Annotated in this window: 19 protein-coding genes; 12 read left to right on the top strand and 7 right to left on the bottom strand. The window is 71.1% G+C overall.

Annotation, left to right across the window (positions count from 1 at the left end):
• Positions 1-11: 11 nt before the first annotated feature.
• Both AUV07_RS00980 and AUV07_RS00975 read right to left on the bottom strand, forming a co-directional pair.
• Positions 12-1673, bottom strand: coding sequence for a glycoside hydrolase family 13 protein (locus AUV07_RS00980; RefSeq protein WP_062633088.1), 1662 nt, complete (start codon positions 1671-1673; stop codon positions 12-14).
• Between the two features lie 173 nt (positions 1674-1846).
• Entirely contained in the window at positions 1847-2743 is an 897-nt protein-coding gene (locus AUV07_RS00975) for an SDR family oxidoreductase (protein ID WP_060923499.1), read from the bottom strand.
• A 215-nt stretch (positions 2744-2958) separates the two neighbouring features.
• On the opposite strand from AUV07_RS00975, the gene AUV07_RS00970 reads away from it, so the two are divergent.
• Entirely contained in the window at positions 2959-4215 is a 1257-nt protein-coding gene (locus AUV07_RS00970; protein WP_062633086.1) for a hypothetical protein, read from the top strand.
• Between the two features lie 96 nt (positions 4216-4311).
• Here the strand turns inward: AUV07_RS00970 and purQ are convergent, their stop codons facing one another.
• From purQ to AUV07_RS00955, 3 genes are all read right to left on the bottom strand, one after another.
• The gene (gene purQ / locus AUV07_RS00965; RefSeq protein ID WP_062633085.1) at positions 4312-5019 is read right to left on the bottom strand and encodes a phosphoribosylformylglycinamidine synthase subunit PurQ; all 708 of its coding nucleotides are present in this window, start codon (positions 5017-5019) and stop codon (positions 4312-4314) included.
• Positions 5016-5264: a phosphoribosylformylglycinamidine synthase subunit PurS gene (gene purS / locus AUV07_RS00960; protein ID WP_025103985.1), complete on the bottom strand. Its 249-nt coding sequence runs from the start codon at positions 5262-5264 to the stop codon at positions 5016-5018. Before purS ends, purQ begins: the two co-directional genes overlap by 4 nt.
• Before the next feature lie 153 nt (positions 5265-5417).
• Positions 5418-5948 carry an adenine phosphoribosyltransferase gene (locus AUV07_RS00955; protein WP_062633083.1) on the bottom strand — a complete coding sequence of 177 codons (531 nt, stop codon included), beginning with the start codon at positions 5946-5948 and terminating at the stop codon, positions 5418-5420.
• 153 nt (positions 5949-6101) lie between these two features.
• Between AUV07_RS00955 and AUV07_RS00950 the strand changes: the two genes are divergently transcribed.
• From AUV07_RS00950 to AUV07_RS00930, 5 genes are all read left to right on the top strand, one after another.
• On the top strand, positions 6102-7418 hold the full coding sequence (locus AUV07_RS00950) for an ABC transporter substrate-binding protein (protein ID WP_062633081.1): 1317 nt from the start codon (positions 6102-6104) through the stop codon (positions 7416-7418).
• Between the two features lie 136 nt (positions 7419-7554).
• The gene (locus AUV07_RS00945; protein ID WP_062633065.1) at positions 7555-8595 is read left to right on the top strand and encodes a carbohydrate ABC transporter permease; all 1041 of its coding nucleotides are present in this window, start codon (positions 7555-7557) and stop codon (positions 8593-8595) included.
• Complete coding sequence (locus tag AUV07_RS00940; RefSeq protein ID WP_062633063.1) at positions 8592-9482, top strand: carbohydrate ABC transporter permease; 891 nt, start codon at positions 8592-8594, stop codon at positions 9480-9482. Before AUV07_RS00945 ends, AUV07_RS00940 begins: the two co-directional genes overlap by 4 nt.
• Before the next feature lie 5 nt (positions 9483-9487).
• Positions 9488-10918 (top strand): GH1 family beta-glucosidase, encoded by a 1431-nt coding sequence (locus tag AUV07_RS00935; RefSeq protein ID WP_197462086.1) that lies wholly within the window; start codon positions 9488-9490, stop codon positions 10916-10918.
• A gap of 128 nt (positions 10919-11046) precedes the next feature.
• Positions 11047-12042 (top strand): LacI family DNA-binding transcriptional regulator, encoded by a 996-nt coding sequence (locus AUV07_RS00930; protein WP_062633359.1) that lies wholly within the window; start codon positions 11047-11049, stop codon positions 12040-12042.
• Between the two features lie 81 nt (positions 12043-12123).
• Here AUV07_RS00930 and AUV07_RS00925 read toward each other — a convergent pair whose 3' ends face one another.
• The gene (locus tag AUV07_RS00925; RefSeq protein ID WP_062633059.1) at positions 12124-12933 is read right to left on the bottom strand and encodes a M57 family metalloprotease; all 810 of its coding nucleotides are present in this window, start codon (positions 12931-12933) and stop codon (positions 12124-12126) included.
• Positions 12934-13408: 475 nt separating this feature from the next.
• Here AUV07_RS00925 and AUV07_RS00920 point away from each other — a divergent pair, with 475 nt between their 5' ends.
• Positions 13409-14077, top strand: coding sequence for a TetR/AcrR family transcriptional regulator (locus AUV07_RS00920; protein ID WP_062633057.1), 669 nt, complete (start codon positions 13409-13411; stop codon positions 14075-14077).
• A 10-nt stretch (positions 14078-14087) separates the two neighbouring features.
• Here the strand turns inward: AUV07_RS00920 and AUV07_RS00915 are convergent, their stop codons facing one another.
• Entirely contained in the window at positions 14088-14744 is a 657-nt protein-coding gene (locus AUV07_RS00915) for a GntR family transcriptional regulator (RefSeq protein ID WP_062633358.1), read from the bottom strand.
• 149 nt (positions 14745-14893) lie between these two features.
• On the opposite strand from AUV07_RS00915, the gene AUV07_RS00910 reads away from it, so the two are divergent.
• Genes AUV07_RS00910 through AUV07_RS00890 form a run of 5 tightly spaced genes read left to right on the top strand, consistent with a single transcriptional unit; the run spans position 14894 to position 21001 of the window.
• Complete coding sequence (locus AUV07_RS00910; protein WP_062633055.1) at positions 14894-16171, top strand: NRAMP family divalent metal transporter; 1278 nt, start codon at positions 14894-14896, stop codon at positions 16169-16171.
• Between the two features lies 1 nt (position 16172).
• Complete coding sequence (locus AUV07_RS00905; RefSeq protein ID WP_062633053.1) at positions 16173-16937, top strand: LamB/YcsF family protein; 765 nt, start codon at positions 16173-16175, stop codon at positions 16935-16937.
• A gap of 1 nt (position 16938) precedes the next feature.
• Positions 16939-17739, top strand: coding sequence for a putative hydro-lyase (locus AUV07_RS00900; RefSeq protein WP_062633051.1), 801 nt, complete (start codon positions 16939-16941; stop codon positions 17737-17739).
• Positions 17739-19289 (top strand): urea amidolyase family protein, encoded by a 1551-nt coding sequence (locus AUV07_RS00895; protein ID WP_062633049.1) that lies wholly within the window; start codon positions 17739-17741, stop codon positions 19287-19289. The genes AUV07_RS00900 and AUV07_RS00895 overlap by 1 nt, the downstream gene beginning before the upstream one ends.
• The gene (locus AUV07_RS00890; RefSeq protein WP_062633047.1) at positions 19286-21001 is read left to right on the top strand and encodes an acetyl/propionyl/methylcrotonyl-CoA carboxylase subunit alpha; all 1716 of its coding nucleotides are present in this window, start codon (positions 19286-19288) and stop codon (positions 20999-21001) included. Before AUV07_RS00895 ends, AUV07_RS00890 begins: the two co-directional genes overlap by 4 nt.
• The last annotated feature ends 53 nt before the right edge of the window (positions 21002-21054 follow it).

Raw genomic sequence — 21054 nt, 5'->3', positions numbered from 1 at the left:
CGCAGCGGGTGTCAGGCCTTGGTGTACCAGACGGCGGTGTCGACGGGGACCTCGGGGCCGTCGAACGGCTGGCTGCGGAGCAGGACGACCGCGCCCTCCGGGAGGTCGAGCGGAGCCGTGCCGAGGTTCGCCAGCACGTGCACCTCGCCGCGGCGGAAGGCGACGGCATCGGGACCGGCGTCCTCCCACACCAGCGACCCGGTGCCGAATCCGAACTCGCGGCGGCCGGCGAGAAGGCGCTTGTACAGGGCGAGGGTCGACGCCGGGTCGACCTCCTCGACGTCCCGGGCATAGTCCGCCCACTCCGCGGGCTGCGGGAGCCACGAGAGGCCCGTGTCGTTGAAGCCGAACGCCGGAGCCTCCGCCTCCCACGGCAGGGGCACGCGGCAGCCGTCGCGTCCGTAGCGCTCGCCGTTCGTGCGGAACCACGTCGGGTCCTGACGGTACTCGTCCGGGATCTCCATCGCCTCGGGCAGCCCGAGCTCCTCGCCCTGATACAGGTAGGCGGAGCCGGGGAGTGCGAGCATCAGCGTCGTGGCGGCGCGGGCACGGGCCAGGCCGATGGCGGTGTCGGGCTTGTCGGGGGTGTTCGGGCCGATGCCCTCGCCCTGCGGGTTGTCGATCGTGAGGGCGAGGCGCGTGGCGTGCCGGACGACGTCGTGGTTGGACAGCACCCAGGTGCTGGGGGCGCCGACCGCGCCGAACGCGTCCAGCGACTCGCGGATCACGTCGCCGAGTGCCTTCGCGTCCCACGCCGTCATCAGGTACGGGAAGTTGAAGGTCTGGTGCATCTCGTCCGGACGCACCCAGAGGGCGGTCTCCTTCAGCGTCGGCATCCAGGCCTCGCCGCAGAGCGCGCGGTCGCCGTCGTACTCGGCGAGCACCTTGTGCCAGTCGCGGTAGATCTCGTGCACGCCGTCCTGGCCCCAGTACGGCACGTTCGACTCGCCGCCGCCCATGGAGTCCGCATCGGTCGGCGGCGTGTAGTCGGGCAGGCCGTCGGTCTTGATCATGCCGTGGGCGACGTCGACCCGGAAGCCGTCGACGCCGCGGTCGAGCCAGAAGCGCAGGATCGAGCGGAACTCCTCCTGCACCCCCTCGTTGTTCCAGTCGAAGTCGGGCTGCGTGGCGTCGAAGATGTGCAGGTACCACTGGCCGGGCGTGCCGTCGGCCTCCGTGACGCGCTGCCACATGCCGCCGCCGAATACCGACTCCCAGTTGTTCGGGGGCAGGTCACCGTTCTCACCGCGGCCGTCGCGGAAGATGTAGCGCGCGCGCTCCGGGCTGCCCGGCGCCGCCTTGAGCGCCTCCTGGAACCAGGGGTGCTGGTCGGAGGAGTGGTTGGGGACGAGGTCGACGATCACGCGGATTCCGCGGGCGTGGGCGGATTCCAGCATCTCGTCGAAGTCGGCCAGCGTGCCGAACAGCGGGTCGACGTCGCGGTAGTCGGCCACGTCGTAGCCGGCGTCGCGCTGCGGGCTGGTCATGAACGGGCTGAGCCAGATCGCGTCGACGCCGAGCTCCTGCAGGGCGTCGAGGCGGCTCGTGATGCCCGGCAGGTCGCCGATGCCGTCGCCCGACGCGTCCGCGAAGGAGCGGGGGTAGATCTGGTAGATGACGGCGCTGCGCCACCACTCGGAACCGGGGGCTGCGATCTGTTCGAGCTGTGCCATGCGATCAGGCTACTGCAAACGCTTACAGTCCCGCCACCACAGGTATCGAAACGGTTCGGCGCCCTCTCTCCCCCTCTCCGTCGACCCACCCCTTTCCGTCCGACCCACCCCCTTGCGGACGGCCGGAAGGGGCCGGCAGGAACGGAAGGGGGTGGGTCGACGGGGGATGAGGGTCAGGGCGTGGGCATGCCGCCGTTGACGTTCAGGGTCTCGCCGAGCACGTAGCTCGACTCGGGCGAGGCGAGGAAGACGTAGGCGGGGGCGAGCTCGGCGGGCTGACCCATCCGGCCGAGCGGAGTGTCCTGGCCGAACTGTGCGATCTTCTCCTGCGGCTGCCCGTCGCTCGGCTGCAGCGGGGTCCAGATCGGTCCCGGAGCCACGGCGTTCACGCGGATGCCCTTCGGCGCGAGCTGCTGGGCGAGGCCCTTGGTGAACGCATTGATGGTCGACTTCGTCGAGGCGTAGTCGACGAGGATGTCCGACGGCGAGTAGGCCTGGATCGAGGTCGTGTTGATGATCGTCGAGCCCGCGGGGAGGTGCGGGAGGGCGGCCTTCGTGATCCAGAACATCGCGTACACGTTGGTCTTGAACGTGTCGTCGAACTGCTCGTCCGTCACATCGGTGAGGGACTCCTGGAAGACCTGCTTGCCGCCGTTGTTGACGAGGATGTCGAGCCCGCCGAGCGCCGCGACGGCCTCGGCCACCAGGGTGCGGCAGTACTCCGGGTCGCGCAGGTCGCCGGGGATCGTGGCGACGGTGGCTCCCGCCTCGCGGAGGATGCCGGCGATGCGGCTCGCGTCCTCCTCCTCTTCCGGCAGGTAGGAGATTGCGACGTCGGCGCCCTCGCGGGCGAACGCGATCGCGGTGGCCGCGCCGATGCCCGAGTCGCCGCCGGTGATGAGTGCCTTGCGCCCGGTCAGCCGTCCGGTGCCGCGGTACGACTCCTCGCCGAGGTCGGCCTTCGGGGTGAGATCGGCGTCGAGACCGGGCTCGCGCATGTGCTGCTTCTGCGGCTGGATGTCGGCGTAGAGCTCGACCGGGTTGGTGAAGGTGTACTGGTCGCGGGACATGGGGTGTCCTTTCCGGGAGGTCGGGGACGGGAGGACCATCGTGCGCGCCGTGCTCCGGGTGCGGCAAACGCCTTGCACGCATCCGGTCGCTTTGGTACACGCGCATGTGGCCGAAAGACACTTCCCCCGGTGCCTCCTGTCATGACAGGGTTGCGAGCATCCCCCCGTGTCGCTCGCGGCATGTCCCCCGGGGATCCTGCCGTCGAGAGGTCGTGATGTCCGCTTCCGCCCGCCGATCCGCGCCCTGGGCGGTCGTCGCCGCGCTCGTCGTCGGTGCCGTGCTCGTCGGCGCCGCCCCCGCCGTGTCCGACGCATTCGGTGCCCGCGCGCAGCCCCCGGCGGACCCGGTGAACGACCCCGCGGCTTCGGTGGCGCTCGCGTACGAGTTCCTCGACGCGCGGGTCGACGAGTTCTGCGACGGCGAGGGCCGCTGCCTGCCCCGCAGCTACGAGGGCGGGTTCTTCACCACGCCGTCCTGGGACTTCACGCCCTCCTTCGTCTACGACGACGCCCTGGTCGTGATCGCCTACACGGCCCGCGGTCTGCCGGACGACCTGCGCCGTGCGCGGGCTGTCGCGGACACCCTCCTCTTCGTGCAGGAGAACGACCCCATCGGCGACGGCCGCGTCCGCACCTCGTACGAGCCGCACGGCATCCGTCAGGGCCGGATGGAGATCACCGGGCCCGGCACCTTCACTGGCAACCAGGCCTGGGTGGGCATGGCGCTCACCCGCCTCTTCCATGCCACCGGGGAGACACGGTATCTCGACGGCGCGGTGCGCATCGCGGAGTGGATCCAGGACAACACCGCCGACATGACGCGGGCACCCTACGGCTACACCGGCGGGCAGACCGATGCCGGGGTGCCGCTGGAGTGGAAGTCCACCGAGCACAACAGCGACATCGCCGGCTTCTTCACGCAGCTCGGCCAGCTCACGGACGACGGGGTGTGGGCGGAGCGCGCGGCGGTGGCCGCCGGATTCGTCGCGGCGATGCAGAGCGCCGACGGGCACGTGGACACTGGGACGCTGCTCGACGGCAGCACGATCAACACCCGTCCCATCCCGCTCGACGCCCAGACGTGGAGCCTGCTCGGCATCGGGGGCGCCCGATACGGCTCGGCCGTGGACTGGACGCTCGCGCACCTCGTGGCCCAGGACGGTCCGTACCGCGGTCCGTCGATCAGCGACGCGGACGTGTCGAAGGTCTGGTTCGAGGGCAGCGGGCACCTCGCACTCGCGCTGCAGGAGCGGGGGGCCGCCGGCGACCAGGATCGCGCGGAGGAGCTGCTGGCCGACATCCGGCTGGTGCAGCGCGACGCGGCGAACGGCGACGGCAAGGGCATCGTGGCGACGTCGACCGACGGGCTCGACTCCGGCTTCGGCGACCTCTACTACGCGAGCCTGCACACCGGCACGACGGCCTGGTACCTGCTCGCGGCCGTGGGCGACAACCCGTTCCGTCTCCCCTGACCCGCCTGTCGACCCGGCCTCTTGCGGTCGACCCGGCCCCTTCCGCGCGCCCGCAACGGGGTGGGACGCGCGCAGAGGGGTGGGTCGAGGGAGGTATCAGGCGGCGACGCGGGCGACGGCGGCGATCGCGCTCGTGAAGAAGTCGAGGCCGTCCACGCCGCTGCGCATCGCGACAGCGGTGTCCGGACCGAAACCGGGCTCGGTGGCGTGCTCGGGGTGCGGCATCAGGCCCACGACGTTGCCGGCCTCGTTCGTCAGGCCGGCAATGTCGCGCAGCGAGCCGTTCGGGTTCACGCCGGCGTAGCGGAACGCCACGAGACCCTCGCCCTCGATGCGGTCGAGCGTCTGCTCGTCGGCGATGTAGCCGCCGTCCGCGTTCTTCAGCGGGATGACGATCTCCTGGCCGGTGCGGAAGGCGTTGGTCCAGGCGGTGTCGGCGTTCTCGACCGTGAGCTTCTGGTCGCGGCGCACGAAGTGCTGGTGGTTGTTGCGGATCAGGCCGCCGGGCAGCAGGTGGGCCTCGACGAGCATCTGGAAGCCGTTGCAGATGCCGAGGACGGGCATGCCCTTCGCGGCGGCGTCCTTGACCTCGTTCATGATGGGCGAGAGGGCGGCGATGGCACCGGCACGGAGGTAGTCGCCGTAGCTGAACCCGCCGGGGAGGACGAGGGCGTCGACGCCCTCGAGGTCGTGCGAGCCGTGCCACAGGGCGACGGGCTCGGCGCCCGCGATGCGGACGGCGCGCTGTGCGTCGACGTCGTCCAGCGAGCCGGGGAAGGTGACGACGCCGATGCGGATGGTCACTCCGCCACCTCGACGCCCACGACGTCTTCGATCACGGCGTTCGAGAGCACCTCGTCGGCGATGCGGCGGGCCTCGGCGAGGACCTCGTCGGTGACCTCGCCCTCGACGGTGAGCTCGAAGCGCTTGCCGATGCGGACGTCGGTGAAGCCCTCGACGCCCAGACGGGCGAAGGCGCCGGAGACGGCCTTCCCCTGCGGGTCGAGCAGTTCGGGCTTGGGCATGACGTCGACGACGATGGTGGGCATGACGGCTCCAAGAGTCGCGGGCGGACGGGCGGGTTCAGTCTACCGGCTCCCCGTCCCGTCGATTCGCTCCGCCGAGACCCCTGCTCCTCGCCGAAACCCCGTCCTGCGCGCGGCGCTCCGACGGGGTGTCGGCGAGAGACCGGGGTCTCGGGGTCAGGAGTGGAAGACGGTGTGGAGGTCGCCGATCGTGTCGCGGCCGCCGAGGCCGTCGATCTCGAAGAGCACCGAGATGCCGGCGACGTGGCTGCCGAGACGCTCCACGAGCTGCCGACCGGCGGCCAGGGTTCCTCCGGTGGCGAGCACGTCGTCGATGAGGAGGACGCGGGATCCCGCGGGGAGGTCGTCGTGCATCTCGATGGTCGCCGTGCCGTACTCGAGGGCATAGTCGACGGAGGCCGCGGGGCGGGGGAGCTTGCCGGCCTTGCGGATCGGGATCAGCCCGACCCCCGCGGCGATGGCGGCGGCCCCGGCGAGGATGAAGCCCCGCGCCTCGATGCCGGCCACCACGTCGAACTGTCCCGCGAAGGGCTCGATGATCGCCTCGGTCGTCGCGCGGAGGGCCTCGGCATCGGCGAGGAGCGGCGTGATGTCGCGGAAGATGATCCCGGGCTCCGGGTAGTCCGGGATGCTGCGGATCAGGGACTCGGCGCGGGCGAGGGCAGGAGAGAGGGTGGCTTCGGGCACCGGACAAGGGTACGCCGGTTGTGCGGGAGGCACCTGTAGACGGCGCTCTTGACATCGTGGGAGCGCTCCCATAGAGTTCACGACAACCTTGTGGGAGCGCTCCCACAAGCCCCCATGCACCACCACCCGCACGAACCCACAAAGGAGTGAACCGTGAACTCACGTGCCCGCACCCGGATCCTGGCGACAGCCGCCGTGGCATCCGTCTCCGCTCTCGCCCTGGCCGGCTGCTCCGGCAGCACCGGCGGCGACGGCGACTCCGGCGCCAGCGCCGACGAGAAGGTCACACTGACCGTGACCACCTTCGGCACCTTCGGCTACGACGATCTCTACGAGGAGTACGAGAAGGCGCACCCGAACGTGACGATCGAGGCGACCAACATCGACACCGGTGGCAACGCCCGCACCGACGCCTTCACCAAGATCGCCGCCGGCTCCGGACTCAGCGACATCGTCGCGATCGAGGAGGGCTGGCTCGGCGCCATCATGGACGTCTCGGACACCTTCGTCGATCTGCGCGACTACGGCATCGAGGACCGCAAGGACGACTGGGTCGACTGGAAGTACGGCCAGGCGACCGACGCCGAGGGCCGCGTCATCGGCTACGGCACCGACATCGGCCCGAGCGGCATCTGCTACAACGGCGCCGCGTTCGAGGCCGCCGGCCTGCCCAGCGACCGCGAGTCGGTCGCCGAGCTGCTGAACGGCGACTGGGAGAACTACTTCCAAGTCGGCGCCGACTACACGGCCAAGACCGGCAAGGCCTGGTACGACCACTCCGGCTTCGTCTGGAACGCCATGGTGAACCAGCTCGACGAGGGCTACTACACCGCCGACGGCGAGCTGAACGTCGAGGGCAACGACGAGCTCCAGGAGCGCTTCGAGCTCCTCGGCGCCGCGACCGAGGGCGGCCAGTCCGCGGCACAGACCGCATGGGACTGGAACGGCGGCAAGTCGTTCGTCGACGGTACCTTCGCCACCTTCGTCTGCCCCGGCTGGATGCTCGGCGTCGTGCAGGGCCAGGTCGAGGCCGGCGGCGGAGACGCGTCGACGGGCTGGGACTTCGCCGATGTCTTCCCCGGCGGTGCGGCCAACTGGGGCGGCGCGTTCCTCTCCATCCCGGAGTCGTCGGAGCACAAGAAGGCCGCAGCCGAGCTCGCCGACTGGCTGACGCAGCCCGAGCAGCAGGTGAAGCAGTCCGCCGCCGCGGGCAACTTCCCGTCGACCATCAAGGCGCAGGAGTCCCTCGCCGAGGAGGCCACGCCCAACGAGTTCTTCAACGACGCGCCGACCGGTGCCATCCTCGCCGAGCGTGCCAAGGGCGTCGTCGCGCAGTTCAAGGGCGCCGATGACTCGGTGATCCAGGAGAACGTCTTCGGGCCGGCGCTGAGCGCGCTCGACCGCGGCGAGACCGACACGCAGGGCGCCTGGGACCAGGCGATCGGCCTGCTGAACGACCTCGTCGGCTGATGATCACGCTTCGACAGGCTCAGCGACCCACGGTGGTTGCTCAGCGACCCACGGTGGTTGCTCCGCGACCCACGGTGGCTGCTCAGCGACCCGGATGGGTGGCTGAGCCTGTCGAAGCCCGGCTAAGGACACGCCCATGACCCTCACCGCCCCGCCGGCGAAGCCGCAGGCCGCCGCCCCCGCCGCGGCGGACGCTCCGCCGCGACGCTCCTGGCGCACCCGCGTCTCCCGTTTCGACCACCGCGCCTCGCCGTACTTCTACATCTCCCCGTTCTTCCTCCTCTTCGGGCTCATCGGCCTCTTCCCGCTGCTGTACACGGTGTGGGTCGCGGTCCACGAGTGGGACCTGCTGAAGGGCGAGGGACCGTTCGTCGGCTTCGGCAACTTCGCGGCGATCCTCGGCGACGGCATGTTCTGGAACTCCATCCGGAACACGCTGAGCATCTTCCTGCTCTCCGCCATCCCGCAGCTCGCCGTCGCCCTGGTGATCGCGTACCTGCTGGACCGCGGACTGCGGACGCCGACGTTCTGGCGGATGAGCGTCCTCATCCCGTTCGTGGTCACCCCGGTCGCCGTGGCGATCATCTTCTCCAGCATCTTCAACGAGGCGGACGGTCTGGCCAACAACCTCCTCAACCTCGTCGGCATCGCCGATCAGCAGTGGAAGCACGACACGGTCCTGTCGCACATCGCGATCGCCGTCATGGTGAACTTCCGCTGGACCGGCTACAACGCCCTCATCCTCCTCGCCGCGATGCAGGCCGTGCCCCGCGACCTCTACGAATCGGCCGCACTCGACGGTGCCGGGGCGGTGCGGCGGTTCTTCGCCATCACGATCCCCACCATCCGTCCCACGCTGATCTTCGTCATCATCACGGCGACCATTGGCGGCCTGCAGATTTTCGCCGAACCGCGGCTGTTCGACGTCTCCACCGCGGGCGGCATCGGCGGCAGCGACCGGCAGTTCCAGACCACCGTGCTGTTCCTCTGGGAGCTGGCGTTCTTCCGCCGGAACCTGGGTGAGGCCTCGGCCGTCGCGATCCTGCTCTTCCTGCTGATCGTCGCGATCGGCCTCATCAACTTCCTGATCTCCCGGCGCATCGCCACCGGAGACGCCCCGAAGAACCGCGCGGCCCGACGCCGCATCCGCCCGACCGGGAAGGAGGAGGCGCGATGACCGCCACCCAGGCCCTCAGCGTGCCGGAGCGGATCCGCCGCCGGCGCGGCACCGCGAGCGGGAGCGCCGGCCTCGGCAGCCGCCCGGGCTTCCTCACCTACGGGCTCCTCGCGGCCTTCGTCATCGGCGGTGCCTACCCGCTGTGGTGGTCGTTCGTCGTCGCGAGCGGGACGAACGCGACCCGCGGCGAGACCCTGCCCCTCATCCCCGGCGGCAACTTCCTTGCGAACGCGGCGAAGGTGTTCGAAGCGATCCCGTTCTGGCTCGCCCTCGGCAACTCGTTCCTCATCTCGACGATCATCACGATCTCCGTCGTCACGTTCTCGACCCTTGCCGGCTACGCGTTCGCGAAGCTCCGGTTCCGCGGGCGGGACGGCCTCATGGTGTTCGTGATCGCGACCATGGCCATCCCCACGCAGCTCGGCATCATCCCGCTGTTCATGCTGATGCGCGAACTCGGCTGGACGGGGACGATCGGTGCGGTGATCGTGCCGACACTCGTCACGGCGTTCGGGGTGTTCTTCATGCGGCAGTACCTCGTGGATGTGATCCCGGACGAGCTCATCGAGGCCGCCAGGGTCGACGGCGCGGCCCAGTTCCGCACCTTCCTCACCGTCGGGGTGCCCGCAGCGCGGCCGGCCATGGCGATCCTCGGACTGTTCACGTTCATGACCGCCTGGACCGACTACCTCTGGCCCCTGATCGTGCTCTCCCCCCAGAACCCGACGCTGCAGACGGCGCTCAGCCAGCTGCAGTCCGGCTATTACATCGACTACTCGATCGTGCTCACCGGCGCGGTGCTCGCGACCCTTCCGCTCCTCGTGCTCTTCGTGATCGCGGGGCGGCAGCTGGTCAGTGGCATCATGGCGGGCGCGGTGAAAGGATGACCCCTATGACGCGTGCCTTCCCCTCGGACTTCCTCTTCGGCGCGGCGACCGCGGCCTACCAGATCGAGGGCGCCGCCTTCGAGGACGGACGGACGGCCTCCATCTGGGACGCCTTCTGCCGGGTACCGGGGGCCGTGGTCGGCGGCGACGACGGGGATGTAGCGTGCGACCACTACCACCGGTATCCGCAGGACGTGGCGCTGATGAAGGAGCTCGGCCTCCAGACGTACCGCTTCTCCACCTCGTGGTCGCGCGTGCGCCCCGACGGCGGGGCGGTCAACCAGGCCGGGGTCGACTTCTACAGCCGCCTCGTCGACGAGCTCCTCGCGGCCGACATCCTGCCCTGGCTCACGCTGTACCACTGGGACATGCCGCAGGCCCTGCAGGAGGTCGGCGGCTGGACGAACCGCGACTCCGTCGAGCGCTTCCTGGAGTACGCGGGCACCATGCACGACGCCCTCGGCGACCGCGTGAACGTGTGGACGACCCTGAACGAGCCGTGGTGCTCGTCCTTCCTCTCCTACACCGGAGGCGAGCACGCGCCAGGGCACACGAGCGTCGCCGAGGGGCTGCTGGCCTCGCACCACCTGCTGCTCGCGCACGGTGCGACGGTGCGGGAGCTCCGCGGCCGCGACGCGTCCCTCAACCTGGGCATCACGCTGAACCACACGGTGGCCGACCCCGCCGATCCGCAGAACCCCGCGGATGTCGACGCCGCCCGGCGGCTGGACGGCCAGTTCAACCGGTGGTTCCTCGACCCGATCTACCGCGGCGTCTACCCCGCCGACACCGTGGAGGACATCCGCGCGGTGGACCCCGAGGCCGTGGCGCGATTCGAGGCGGCGGTGCACGATGGCGACCTCGACACGATCGCCCAGCGCATCGACACCCAGGGTGTGAACTACTACCACGGCGACCTCGTGTCCGGCACGGGGCCCGACGACGCGGCGGTGTCCAGCGGCCCGGAGACGGCGCATGTGACGCGGAGCCCGTATCCCTCGCACGAGGGCATCCACGCGGTCGAGCGGGGTCTGCCCCGGACCGCCCAGGGCTGGGAGGTCCAGCCGGAGGGGCTGACGCGACTGCTGCAGCGGCTCTGGACCGAGTACGCCGAGCCCGCGGGCGTGGTGCTCTCGGTGACGGAGAATGGCGCGGCCTATGACGACACCGTCGTGGTGGCGGACGGGGAGCCCCGGGTGCCCGATGCCGACCGCACCGCGTTCCTGCGCGCGCACCTCGACGCCGTGCTGGACGCCAGGGACAGCGGCGTGGACGTCCGCGGCTACTTCTACTGGTCCCTGTTCGACAACTTCGAGTGGGCCTGGGGCTACGACAAGCGCTTCGGGATCGTCCGCGTGGACTACGACACCCAGGAGCGTTCGGTCAAGGACTCCGGCCGCGAGTACGCCCGGATCATCGCCGCCCGGTCCCTCTGACCCGTTCGAATCGCCCGATTGGTCCCATCTGCGGTCGAAATGGGACCAATCGGGCGATTCGAAGCGGGGATTTTCACGGCCTGGCTCCGGGTGGATGAGAATGGGGCGATGGAAGAGAGCAAGCGATGATGTCGCCCCGTGCGACCATCGAGGAGGTCGCGGCGGCCGCCGGCGTGTCCCGGTCGACCGTGTCGCGGGTGGTGAACGGGTCGACCGCGGTCAGCCCGGAAGCGCTCGCCGCCGTGCGCGCCGCGATCGACGAGCTCAACTACGTCCCGAACCGCGCCGCGCGCTCGCTCGCCTCCCGGCAGACGCACGCGATCGCCCTCATCGTCCCTGAGGACACGACCCGCTTCTTCGGCGACCCGTTCTTCGCGGCGATCGTGGCCGGCATCACCGGCGCGCTCCGCAGCTCCGACTACCTCCTGAACCTGCTGATCGCGAGCGACGATCCCGGTGACAAGATGACGAGCTTCGTGCGCAACGGCGGCGTCGACGGCGCGCTCATCGTGTCGCACCACACGAGTGACGCGTTCGTCGACCGGATCGCCGACGCGGTCCCCGTGGTCTACGGCGGCCGTCCGGTGCGGCGGGCCGACGGCGACTACGTGGTCGACGTCGACAACGTCGCCGGGGCACGGGCGGCCACGCAGCGCCTCGTCGACATCGGACGCACCCGCATCGCCACGATCTCCGGTCCGCTCACGATGCCGTCGTCGACCGACCGCGTGCAGGGGTTCCGCGCCGCGCTCGCCGCCGCGGGGCTGACGCCCTTCGCGGAGGAGGAGGGCGACTACAGCGAGGCGAGCGGAGCCGATGCCGCCCGCCGTCTGCTCGCGGAAGGGCGACCGGACGCGATCTTCGTCGCCAGCGACCTCATGGCCCGCGGGGCGCTCATGGCCCTCCGCGCCGCCGGGGTGCGGGTACCCGAGGACATCGCGCTCGTCGGCTTCGACGACTCCTCGGTGGCCCTCACGACCGATCCGCCCCTGACGACCATGCGCCAGCCGATGTACGCCCAGGGCGAGGCGATGACGCAGGTGCTGCTCTCCCGGCTTGCCGGCGAGGACCCGCCTCGGACGACCATCCTGCCGACCGAGCTCGTCGTCCGCGGTTCCGCCTGAGCCGCACCGACCGCGGACACCGGTGAGGCCCGGTCGCGGACGACCGGGCCTCGAGGATGACGGACCTCTGGGACGAGAGCGTCAGTTCCCGTACAGCGAGACGACGCCGCTGCGGTCGACGCTGGTCATGGAGAGATCCGCGGAGCTGCCGTTGCACTGCGGGTAGTGCATGATCGACGACGAGTCGTACGGCGTGAGCGGACGCCAGTTGTTGTCCTCGAAGCACGTGCCGGCCTCCGGGCGGGTGTGCTCGTGGCGGAAGCCGAGGACGTGACCGAGTTCATGGCCGATGACGTTGGTCGGCGTCCAGGCTCCGGCGCTCCAGATCGAGTCGTCGATGAGGACGTTCTGCTGTTGGGCCGGCGTGCTGGGGAAGAAGGCGCGGGCGATGTACTGCGTCGTGGCCACCGGCTCGACGGAGAAGACGACGGCGTTGTTCCGCGTGGTGCAGTTGGCGTCGGCGCTGCTCACGTAGCGGAAGTCGATCTTCGACGACGCGGACTCCCAGAGTGCCGCGCCGCTCTCCATCGCTCGGACGACATCGGCGTGACGATTGCCGAACTTCGTGCTCACGCAGTAGGTGAGGTTGGCGACCTGCGCGGGCGACCACTTGTCGACGACGTTGTTGACCGTGTTGACGATGAGGCCGTCGGTGCGGGTCTCGGGGCCGATCAGCCGGTCGTAGAACGCGCGCAGCTCCTTCTTGTTCGAGATCACCTCGTCGCCGTTGACGACGTAGGCGCCGTCGATGTCCCGAAAGGTCGATGCCGCGAACTCCTGGTACGAGGGCGCGGAGTCGTCGGGGGACGCGGCCGTGGCGGGGATGACCGCGCTGAGGCTGAGCGCGGCCGCCGCGGTGGCGGCGAGCGCGAGTTTTCTGGTGAATCGCATGGAAGATCCTCTTCGATCTGAGCGGTGCCGCGCGCCCGGTGAGCGAGCGGACTCCGGCCGGAACGGTGAGCATCGCTGCCACCGAGGGGCCGAAGCCCGCTCACGCTAACCGCGCGATTTCGACGGGGTCAAGGCGCGACACGGCCCGTCGCCCACTTTCTGCACTCAGGTCAGGAATCGACCGGATCGGTCGTCGTCGAACGTGCCGCCACGGCTCGGCCGGACGTCGGCACCGGCGATCGACGACCGGTCCTGGTCGTCGGTCCCTCGTCGTAGGCCGGAGGTCGAGGATGACCACGGACGCGTCTCCGCCACCCCCTCGATCGGCGGAAGACGCGTCCGTGGCCCGCTGCGGCGAACCCCCGCGCCGCGAGTGCTCGCACCCTCCATAGATTGAACGAGCATTCAGTGATTAATCTATCCCGAGACGGCCCGTGAGGGAATTCCGCCGGAGGACCCGGGAGGTGGACACCGCATGGCGCGATCGGATGCGCAGAACCGTGCGGCGCGGGAGCGCGCACGCGAGAACATCCTCCAGGCGGCGATCGAGGTCTTCAGCGAGCGCGGCGTCGCCGGGGCGGGCATCGCCGAGATCACGCGTCGCGCCGGCGTCGCCCAGGGGCTGGTGAACTATCACTTCGGCGGCAAGGACCAGCTCGTCGCCGCGGTGATCGACCGCTGGTTCGAGACGGTCCTGGCCTTCGCGCAGGTCGAGGGCACGCCCGACGAGATGCTGGCCGCGATCATCGACGGGGCGATCGGCGCCACGGCCTTCGCGATGCCGCTGCAGCGTGCGGTGCTCGCCATGCAGCAGCAGCCGCTGACGCATCGGCTGTTCGCGGAGTCGGAGCAGCGCTACGCGGACGGCGCGACGGCCGCCGAGGATGCCGTGCGCGCGGTGTTCCGCGCCCGCGGTGCCGAGGATCCGGCGCTGGAGGAGGTCATGCTCCGGAGCACGCTCGAGGGTGTGTTCGTGAAGTACTGCGTCTTCGGCGACACGTATCCGCTCGAGGACGCGCGGCGCTGGCTGCACCGCCGGTATGGTCTCCCAGAGCCGACCAGCGCGCTGCCTGGGCTGCCGGCCTCGCCGCGGGGCGAACCCCGACCCCGCGCGACGGCGGCGCTGCGGACCGACGCGTCCTGAGCCGCAGCGCTCAGTCGAGCTGCATCCGCGCGAACGCGCCGAGCACGACCCGCTCCGACTGCACGAGGTACCGCTCCAACTCGGCGGCCCCGGCCTCGGCGCCCCGCGTCAGGAACGTGTCGAGGACGGCGCGGTTCTTCCGGACGAACGGCTCGTGCAGGGCGCGGGGGTCGTCGATCTTCAGGAACGCGAGGCGCAGCTCCGCCGCGACGTTCCGGTAGGTGCGGGCGAGACGCGGGCTGTCGGCGAGGTCGACCAGCGCGACGTGGAAGGCCATGTTCGCGCTGCCGACCGCGCGCCAGGCGGACGCGTCGTCGGCCGAGACCCCGGCCACGGCGGCCTCGGCTGCGGCGACCGCGTCGGTCATGCGCTGGACGGCGGGATGCTCCGGCTCGGACTGCCGCAGAGCCGTGCACTCGATGACGCGGCGGGCGCGGTAGATGTCGATGACGTCGGCGATCGAGGGAGAGGCGACCGAGACGCCGCGGTGCGGGATGTGCGCGACGAGCCCCTGTTCCGCGAGCACCCGGAACGCCTCGCGCAGGGTGTTGCGCGACACGTCGAAACGCTCGGCCAGAGCCGATTCGGACAGCCGGGAGCCCGGGGCGACGTCGCCGTCGATGATGCGCTGACGGAGCACGTCGGCGAGCGGGCCCTGCTGGTTCATGCCTTCATCGTAGGGCGGCATCACGCCGATCATTACCGAAAAGCAATCGCGCTGTAGCACGACGGAAACATGATTGTTGAACAATCGGGTTCTGTCCGTTCTACACTGGGGGTCACCCGACACCCACCAACGACGATGGGACCCCCCCTATGTCCGAGCAGTCCGCCCCCGCCCTCACCCCCGAGGACGAAGCCCGCGCCACCCACGCGAAGAAGCGCGCCGGCCGCAGTGCCGTCATCGGCGCCATCTTCCTCATGGCGACGAGCGCCATCGGTCCGGGCTTCATCACCCAGACCGCGACGTTCACCGCCCAGATGGGAGCCGCGTTCGCGTTCGCCATCCTCGTGTCGATCCTCGTCGACATCGCGGTGCAGCTGAACATCTGGCGCATGATCACCTCGTCCGGCAAGCGGGCCGGCGAGCTCGCCAACAGCGCCATCCCGTTCTCCGGCCACGTCATCGCCGTCCTCGTCGTCATCGGCGGGCTCGCGTTCAACATCGGCAACATCGCCGGCGGCGGTCTCGGACTGAACGCCCTCCTGGGCATCGACCCGAAGCTCGGCGGCGCGCTCACGGCGGCCCTCGCGATCATCATCTTCCTCGTGAAGAAGGCCGGCAAGGTGATGGACGTCGTCCTCATCATCCTCGGCGTCGGCATGATCGTGATGACCCTCGTCGTCGCCCTCATCGCCCAGCCGCCCATCGGCGACGCGCTGCGGCAGACCTTCGTGCCCGACCAGCTCAACTTCGCCACCATCACGACGATCGTCGGCGGCACGGTCGGCGGCTACATCACCTACTCCGGCGCCCACCGCTACCTTGACTCCGGCCACGTGGGCCCGCAGTACGCGAAGCCCGTCATGCGCGCCGCCGCCAACGGCATCCTCGTGACCGGCATCATGCGCTACGTGCTGTTCCTCGCGATCCTCGGCGTGGTGGCCTCCGGCGTGGCGCTCGACCTCTCCTCGCAGGCCGCCAACCCGGCAGGGCAGGCATTCGGTGCGGTGCTCGGCGACGCCGGTCTGCGGATCTTCGGCGCAATCTTCTGGGCCGCCGCGATCAGCTCGGTCATCGGCGCCGCGTACACCTCGGCGACCTTCCTCTCGACCTTCACCGCCAAGCTCCGCGGGGGCTGGCCGCTGCAGCTCGCCACCGTCGCGTTCATCGTCGTGTCGCTGGGGGTCTACCTGGCGATCGGCACGGCCCCGGCCGCGATCCTCGTCTTCGTCGGCGGTTTCAACGGCCTGATCCTCCCCATCGGGCTGACGGTGTTCATGTACATCGGCTGGTTCCGCCGCGACCTGCTCGGCGACCGGAAGTACCCGATGTGGCTGCTCATCGCGGGCACCGTCGTGACCGCGCTCACCTGGTACATGGGCGCCGTCTCGATCGGCCCCATCTTCGCCTTCCTCGGAATCGGAGCGTGACATGGCGACCATCGACCTGAACTCGGACCTCGGCGAGAACGTCCCCGACCGGATCGTCAGCGACGACGCGAGCATGCTCGAGATCGTCACGAGCGCGAACGTCTCGTGCGGGTTCCATGCGGGCAGCCCGGAGGGGATCCGCGAGACCCTGGCCGCGGCCGTCGCCGGCGGCGTCGTGATCGGCGCCCACCCCGGGTACCGCGACTACGAGAACTTCGGGCGCACGAAGGTCGACATCGACTCGGCCACGCTGCAGGCGCACGTGGAGTACCAGCTCGGTGCGCTCCTCGGGCTCACCGCGGCGGTCGGCGGGCGGGTCTCCTACGTCAAGCCGCACGGGGCGCTCTACAACACCATCGCCCGCGACGAGCGGCAGTCGAAGGACGTCGTGGCGGCCATCAAGGCGATCGACCCCTCGCTCGTGCTGCTCGGTCTCGCCGGCGGCGTCGTGCTCGACGTCGCCGAACGAGCAGGGCTCGCGGTCGCCGCGGAGGCCTTCGCCGATCGCGCCTACCAGCCGGACGGTCAGCTCGTCTCCCGCACCGAGGAGGGGGCCGTGCTGCACGACCCCACCGGGGTGGCCGAGCGGATGGTGCGCCTGGCCGCGGACGGCGTGATCCGGGCGATCGACGGCACCGACGTGGCCGTGTCCGCGCAGTCGATCTGCGTGCACGGCGACAGCCCGGGCTCGGTGGCGATGGCGGCGGAGACGAAGCGCCTGCTGCAGGCGGAGGGCATCACCATCGCCCCGTTCGCCGGAGTCTGACATGGCCGTGCTCGCGACTCCCGCCCAGCTCGCCGACGCCCGCGCCGCTCGTGCGGCGCACCGCGCCGGCCACTCCGTCCCGACCAGCGGCGTCGCGCCGGGGCTGACCCAGGCGAACCTCATCGCGGTGCCCGCGGACTGGGCCTTCGAGACCCTCCTCTACGCGCAGCGCAACCCGAAGCCCTGCCCCGTCCTCGAGGTGATCGAGCAGGGGGAGGTCGAGTCGCGGCTCGCGCCGGGCAGCGATATCCGGACCGACATCGGGCGGTACCGCATCTGGCGGGACGGCGAGCTCGTGGAGGAGGTGTCCGACGCGACGGCGGCGTGGGACGAGCATCCCGACCTCGTCGCCTTCCTCATCGGCTGCAGCTTCACGTTCGAGACGGGGCTCGTCGAGGCCGGGATCCCGATCCGTCATCAGGAGCTCGGACGCAACGTGCCGATGTACCGCACGGCGGTGGACTGCACCCCGGCCGGACGGCTGCGCGGCGAGATGGTGGTCTCGATGCGTCCGATCCCCGCGGATCGCGTGGCGGATGCCGTGCAGATCTCCGGGCGCACCCCGGCGGTGCACGGTGCGCCCGTGCACATCGGCGACCCGGCGTCGCTCGGTATCGCCGATGTGATGGCGCCGGACTTCGGGGACGCCCCCGAGATCCGGCCCGGCGAGATCCCCGTGTTCTGGGCGTGCGGCGTGACCCCGCAGGCGGCGATCATGGCGTCGAAGCCGCCGTTCGCCGTCACCCATGCCCCGGGCTACATGTTCGTCACCGATGTGCCGGATGCGGAGTACCGGGTCTGATGCGCATCCTCACGGCCTCCGACAGCGCGCTGCTCGTCGAGGCGGACGACCTCGAGCAGGCCATGCGGCTGAACCTCGCATGGAGCGACGTGCCTGGTGTCCGGGAGCGCATCCCCGGAGCCCGTACCGTGCTCGTGCGCTTCGACCCGCACCGCACCTCGGCTGCTGCGCTCGCCGAGGTGCTCGCCGCGACCGAGGTCGACGCCGCGGCGCTGCCCGACGCGGGCGAGGTCACCATCCCGGTCCGCTACGACGGGGAGGATCTGGACGAGGCGGCCGCGCTCCTCGACGTCTCGGCGGAGGAACTGGTGGCCCGTCACCTCGCCGCCGACTGGCGCGTGGCCTTCTCCGGCTTCGCTCCCGGCTTCGGCTATGCCGTGAGCGGCGACCCCCTCTTCGACGTGCCGCGGCGGTCGTCGCCCCGCACCCGGGTGCCCGCCGGTTCCGTCGCCCTCGCCGGGGCGTTCAGTGGCGTGTATCCGCGGGAGAGCCCCGGCGGCTGGCAGCTCATCGGCCGGACCCCCCTGGAGATGTGGGACATCGACCGCGACCCGCCGGCTCTGCTCGCACCGGGCCGCCGCGTGCGCTTCGTGCGTGCGGAGCGGGAGTCGGTCGCGGCGTCGCCGGCATCGGCCGACGCGACGCGGGTCGCCCGTCGCGGGGACGGTCCGGCGGTCGAGGTCGTGCGACCGTCGCTGCAGCTCCTCGTGCAGGACGCGGGACGCCCCGGTTTCGCGGCGCTGGGCGTCTCGGCCTCCGGCGTCGCCGATCGGGTCGCGATGCACGCGGCGAACCGGGCCGTGGGCAACACGCCGGCGGCGGCTGTGCTGGAGAGCGTCGGTGGGGCCGTGCTGCGCTTCCACGGCGCAGGTGTGGCCGCCGTCACCGGGGCCACGGGCTCGCTCACGCTCACCGACGCCGACGGCATCGAGCGCACGCTCCTCCCCGGCGTGCCGTTCGCGACCGTCGACGGCGACGAGCTCACGCTGGGCCCTCCCGAGCGCGGTCTCCGGTCCGTGATCGCCGTCCGCGGCGGCTTCGCTCCGGCGGCGGCGCTCGACAGCCGCGCGACCGACACGCTCGCCGGGCTGGGTCCCGCGCCGTTGGCCGCCGGCGATCTCCTTCCGATCGGGGCTGCCGCCGTGGCCGCCGTGGAGCCGGATCCGGTGCCCCGCCCCCTTCCCGCAGCCGGGGAGCTGGTCACGCTGGAGATCACGCTCGGGCCCCGCGACGACTGGTTCACCGCTGCCGGCATCGACGCGCTCACCGGGCAGGAGTGGACGGTCACGCCGCGCTCCGACCGCGTGGGCATCCGCCTGCACGGCGACGTGCCCCTGGAACGCGCGGTCGGCGGCGAGCTGCCGAGCGAAGGCGCCGTGACCGGGGCCATCCAGGTGCCGCCGGACGGCCAGCCCGTGCTCTTCCTCCCCGATCATCCGCTCACGGGCGGCTATCCCATCATCGGTGCCCTCACCGACCGCAGCCTCGACCTCGCCGCTCAGCTCCCGCCGGGCGTGCGGGTGCGCTTCACCGTCAAGGAGACCTCATGACCTCTGTGCTGATCGCCAACCGCGGCGAGATCGCGGTCCGCGTGATCCGCGCGTGCGCCGAGGCCGGCTACACGTCGGTCGCCGTCTACGCCGATCAGGACGCGGATGCCCTGCACGCGCGGCTCGCGGACGAGGCGATCGGCCTGGGCGGCGACACCGCGGCGACGACGTACCTGTCCATCGAGGCGCTGATCGACGCGGCCCGCCGCAGCGGCGCCGACGCCGTGCACCCCGGCTACGGGTTCCTGTCCGAGAGTGCCGCCTTCGCGCGGGCCGTCGAAGACGCCGGACTCGTCTGGATCGGGCCGTCGCCGGAGAGCATCGACGCGCTCGGCGACAAGATGACCGCGCGCCGGATCGCGCAGCGCGTCGGCGCCCCGCTCGCCGCGGGCACGGATCAGCCGCTGTCCGGGCCGCAGGAGGCGGTGGCGTTCGCCGAGGAGCACGGTCTGCCCATCGCGATCAAGGCCGCGTTCGGTGGCGGAGGCCGAGGGCTCAAGGTCGTCCGCGAGCTGGCGGAGGTCGCCGACGCGTTCGACGCGGCCACCCGCGAGGCGACCGCCGCGTTCGGCCGCGGGGAGTGCTTCGTGGAGCGCTTCCTGGAGAGTCCGCGGCACATCGAGGTGCAGGTGCTCGGCGACGGGCGCGGCGGCGTGGTCGTCGTGGGCGACCGCGACTGCTCGATGCAGCGCCGCAACCAGAAGCTCATCGAGGAGGCTCCTGCGCCCGGTCTCACGGCGGCGCAGCGGACGGCGTTCCACGACGCGGCACGGGCGATCTGTGCCGAGGTGCAGTACCGCGGCGCCGGCACGGTCGAGTTCCTCCTCGCCGCGGACGGCACGATCTCGTTCCTCGAGGTGAACACCCGGCTGCAGGTGGAGCACCCCGTGACCGAGGAGGTCACCGGGACCGACCTCGTCCGCGAGCAGTTCCGTATCGCGTTCGGCGGGGGGCCGTCCTTCACCGAGACCCCGGCGCCGACCGGGCATGCGTTCGAGTTCCGCATCAACGCCGAAGACCCCGGCCGCGGGTTCCTGCCCAGCCCCGGACGGGTGGACGGCCTGCGCATCCCCGGGGGGCCCGGCGTGCGGTGGGACAGCGGCATCGAGGCCGGAGACACCGTGCAGCCCGCGTTCGACTCGATGATCGCGAAGCTCATCGTGCACGCGGACACCCGGGACGCGGCTCTCGTCCGTGCGCGTCGGGCCCTGCGGGAGCTCGCCGTCGAGGGTCCGGCGACCGTGATCCCGTTCGACCTCCGCGCCATCGACGACCCCGCGTTCGCGACCGCGACCTTCGCCGTGCACACCCAGTGGATCGAGACCATGCTGCTCCCGGCACTGGAGGCGCAGCCACGCCCCGCAGTCGCCCCGGTCTCCGGACTGCAGCGGTTCCCGGTGGAGATCGACGGCCGCCGCGTGATGCTCGGTCTGCCCGCGGAGCTGCTGGCGGGCATCGGCCGTCCGGCGGGAGAGGTCACGGCACCCGTGCCGTCGGCGGACCCCTCCGAGCTCCGGGCCCCCGCGCCGGGCACGCTCGTCCGCTGGCTCGTCGATGACGGGGCCACGGTGGCCGAGGGAGACCCGGTGGCCGTGCTCGACGCGATGAAGATGGAGACCACGGTCACCGCGCACCGTGCCGGCACCCTCACCCCGCGCGCCGACACCGGCGCGACCCTCGCCGCCGACGCCCTCCTCGCCACGATCGCCTGATCCGTCCCGTCCCCTCCCGTCCCGTCCCCCTCCCGTCCCGTCCCCCTCCCATC

This window comes from Microbacterium sp. CH1 (assembly GCF_001595495.1).
Lineage (GTDB): Bacteria > Actinomycetota > Actinomycetes > Actinomycetales > Microbacteriaceae > Microbacterium.
The sequence above is the reverse complement of the archived record's forward strand: the minus strand, read 5'-3'. Positions and strand labels throughout refer to the sequence as shown.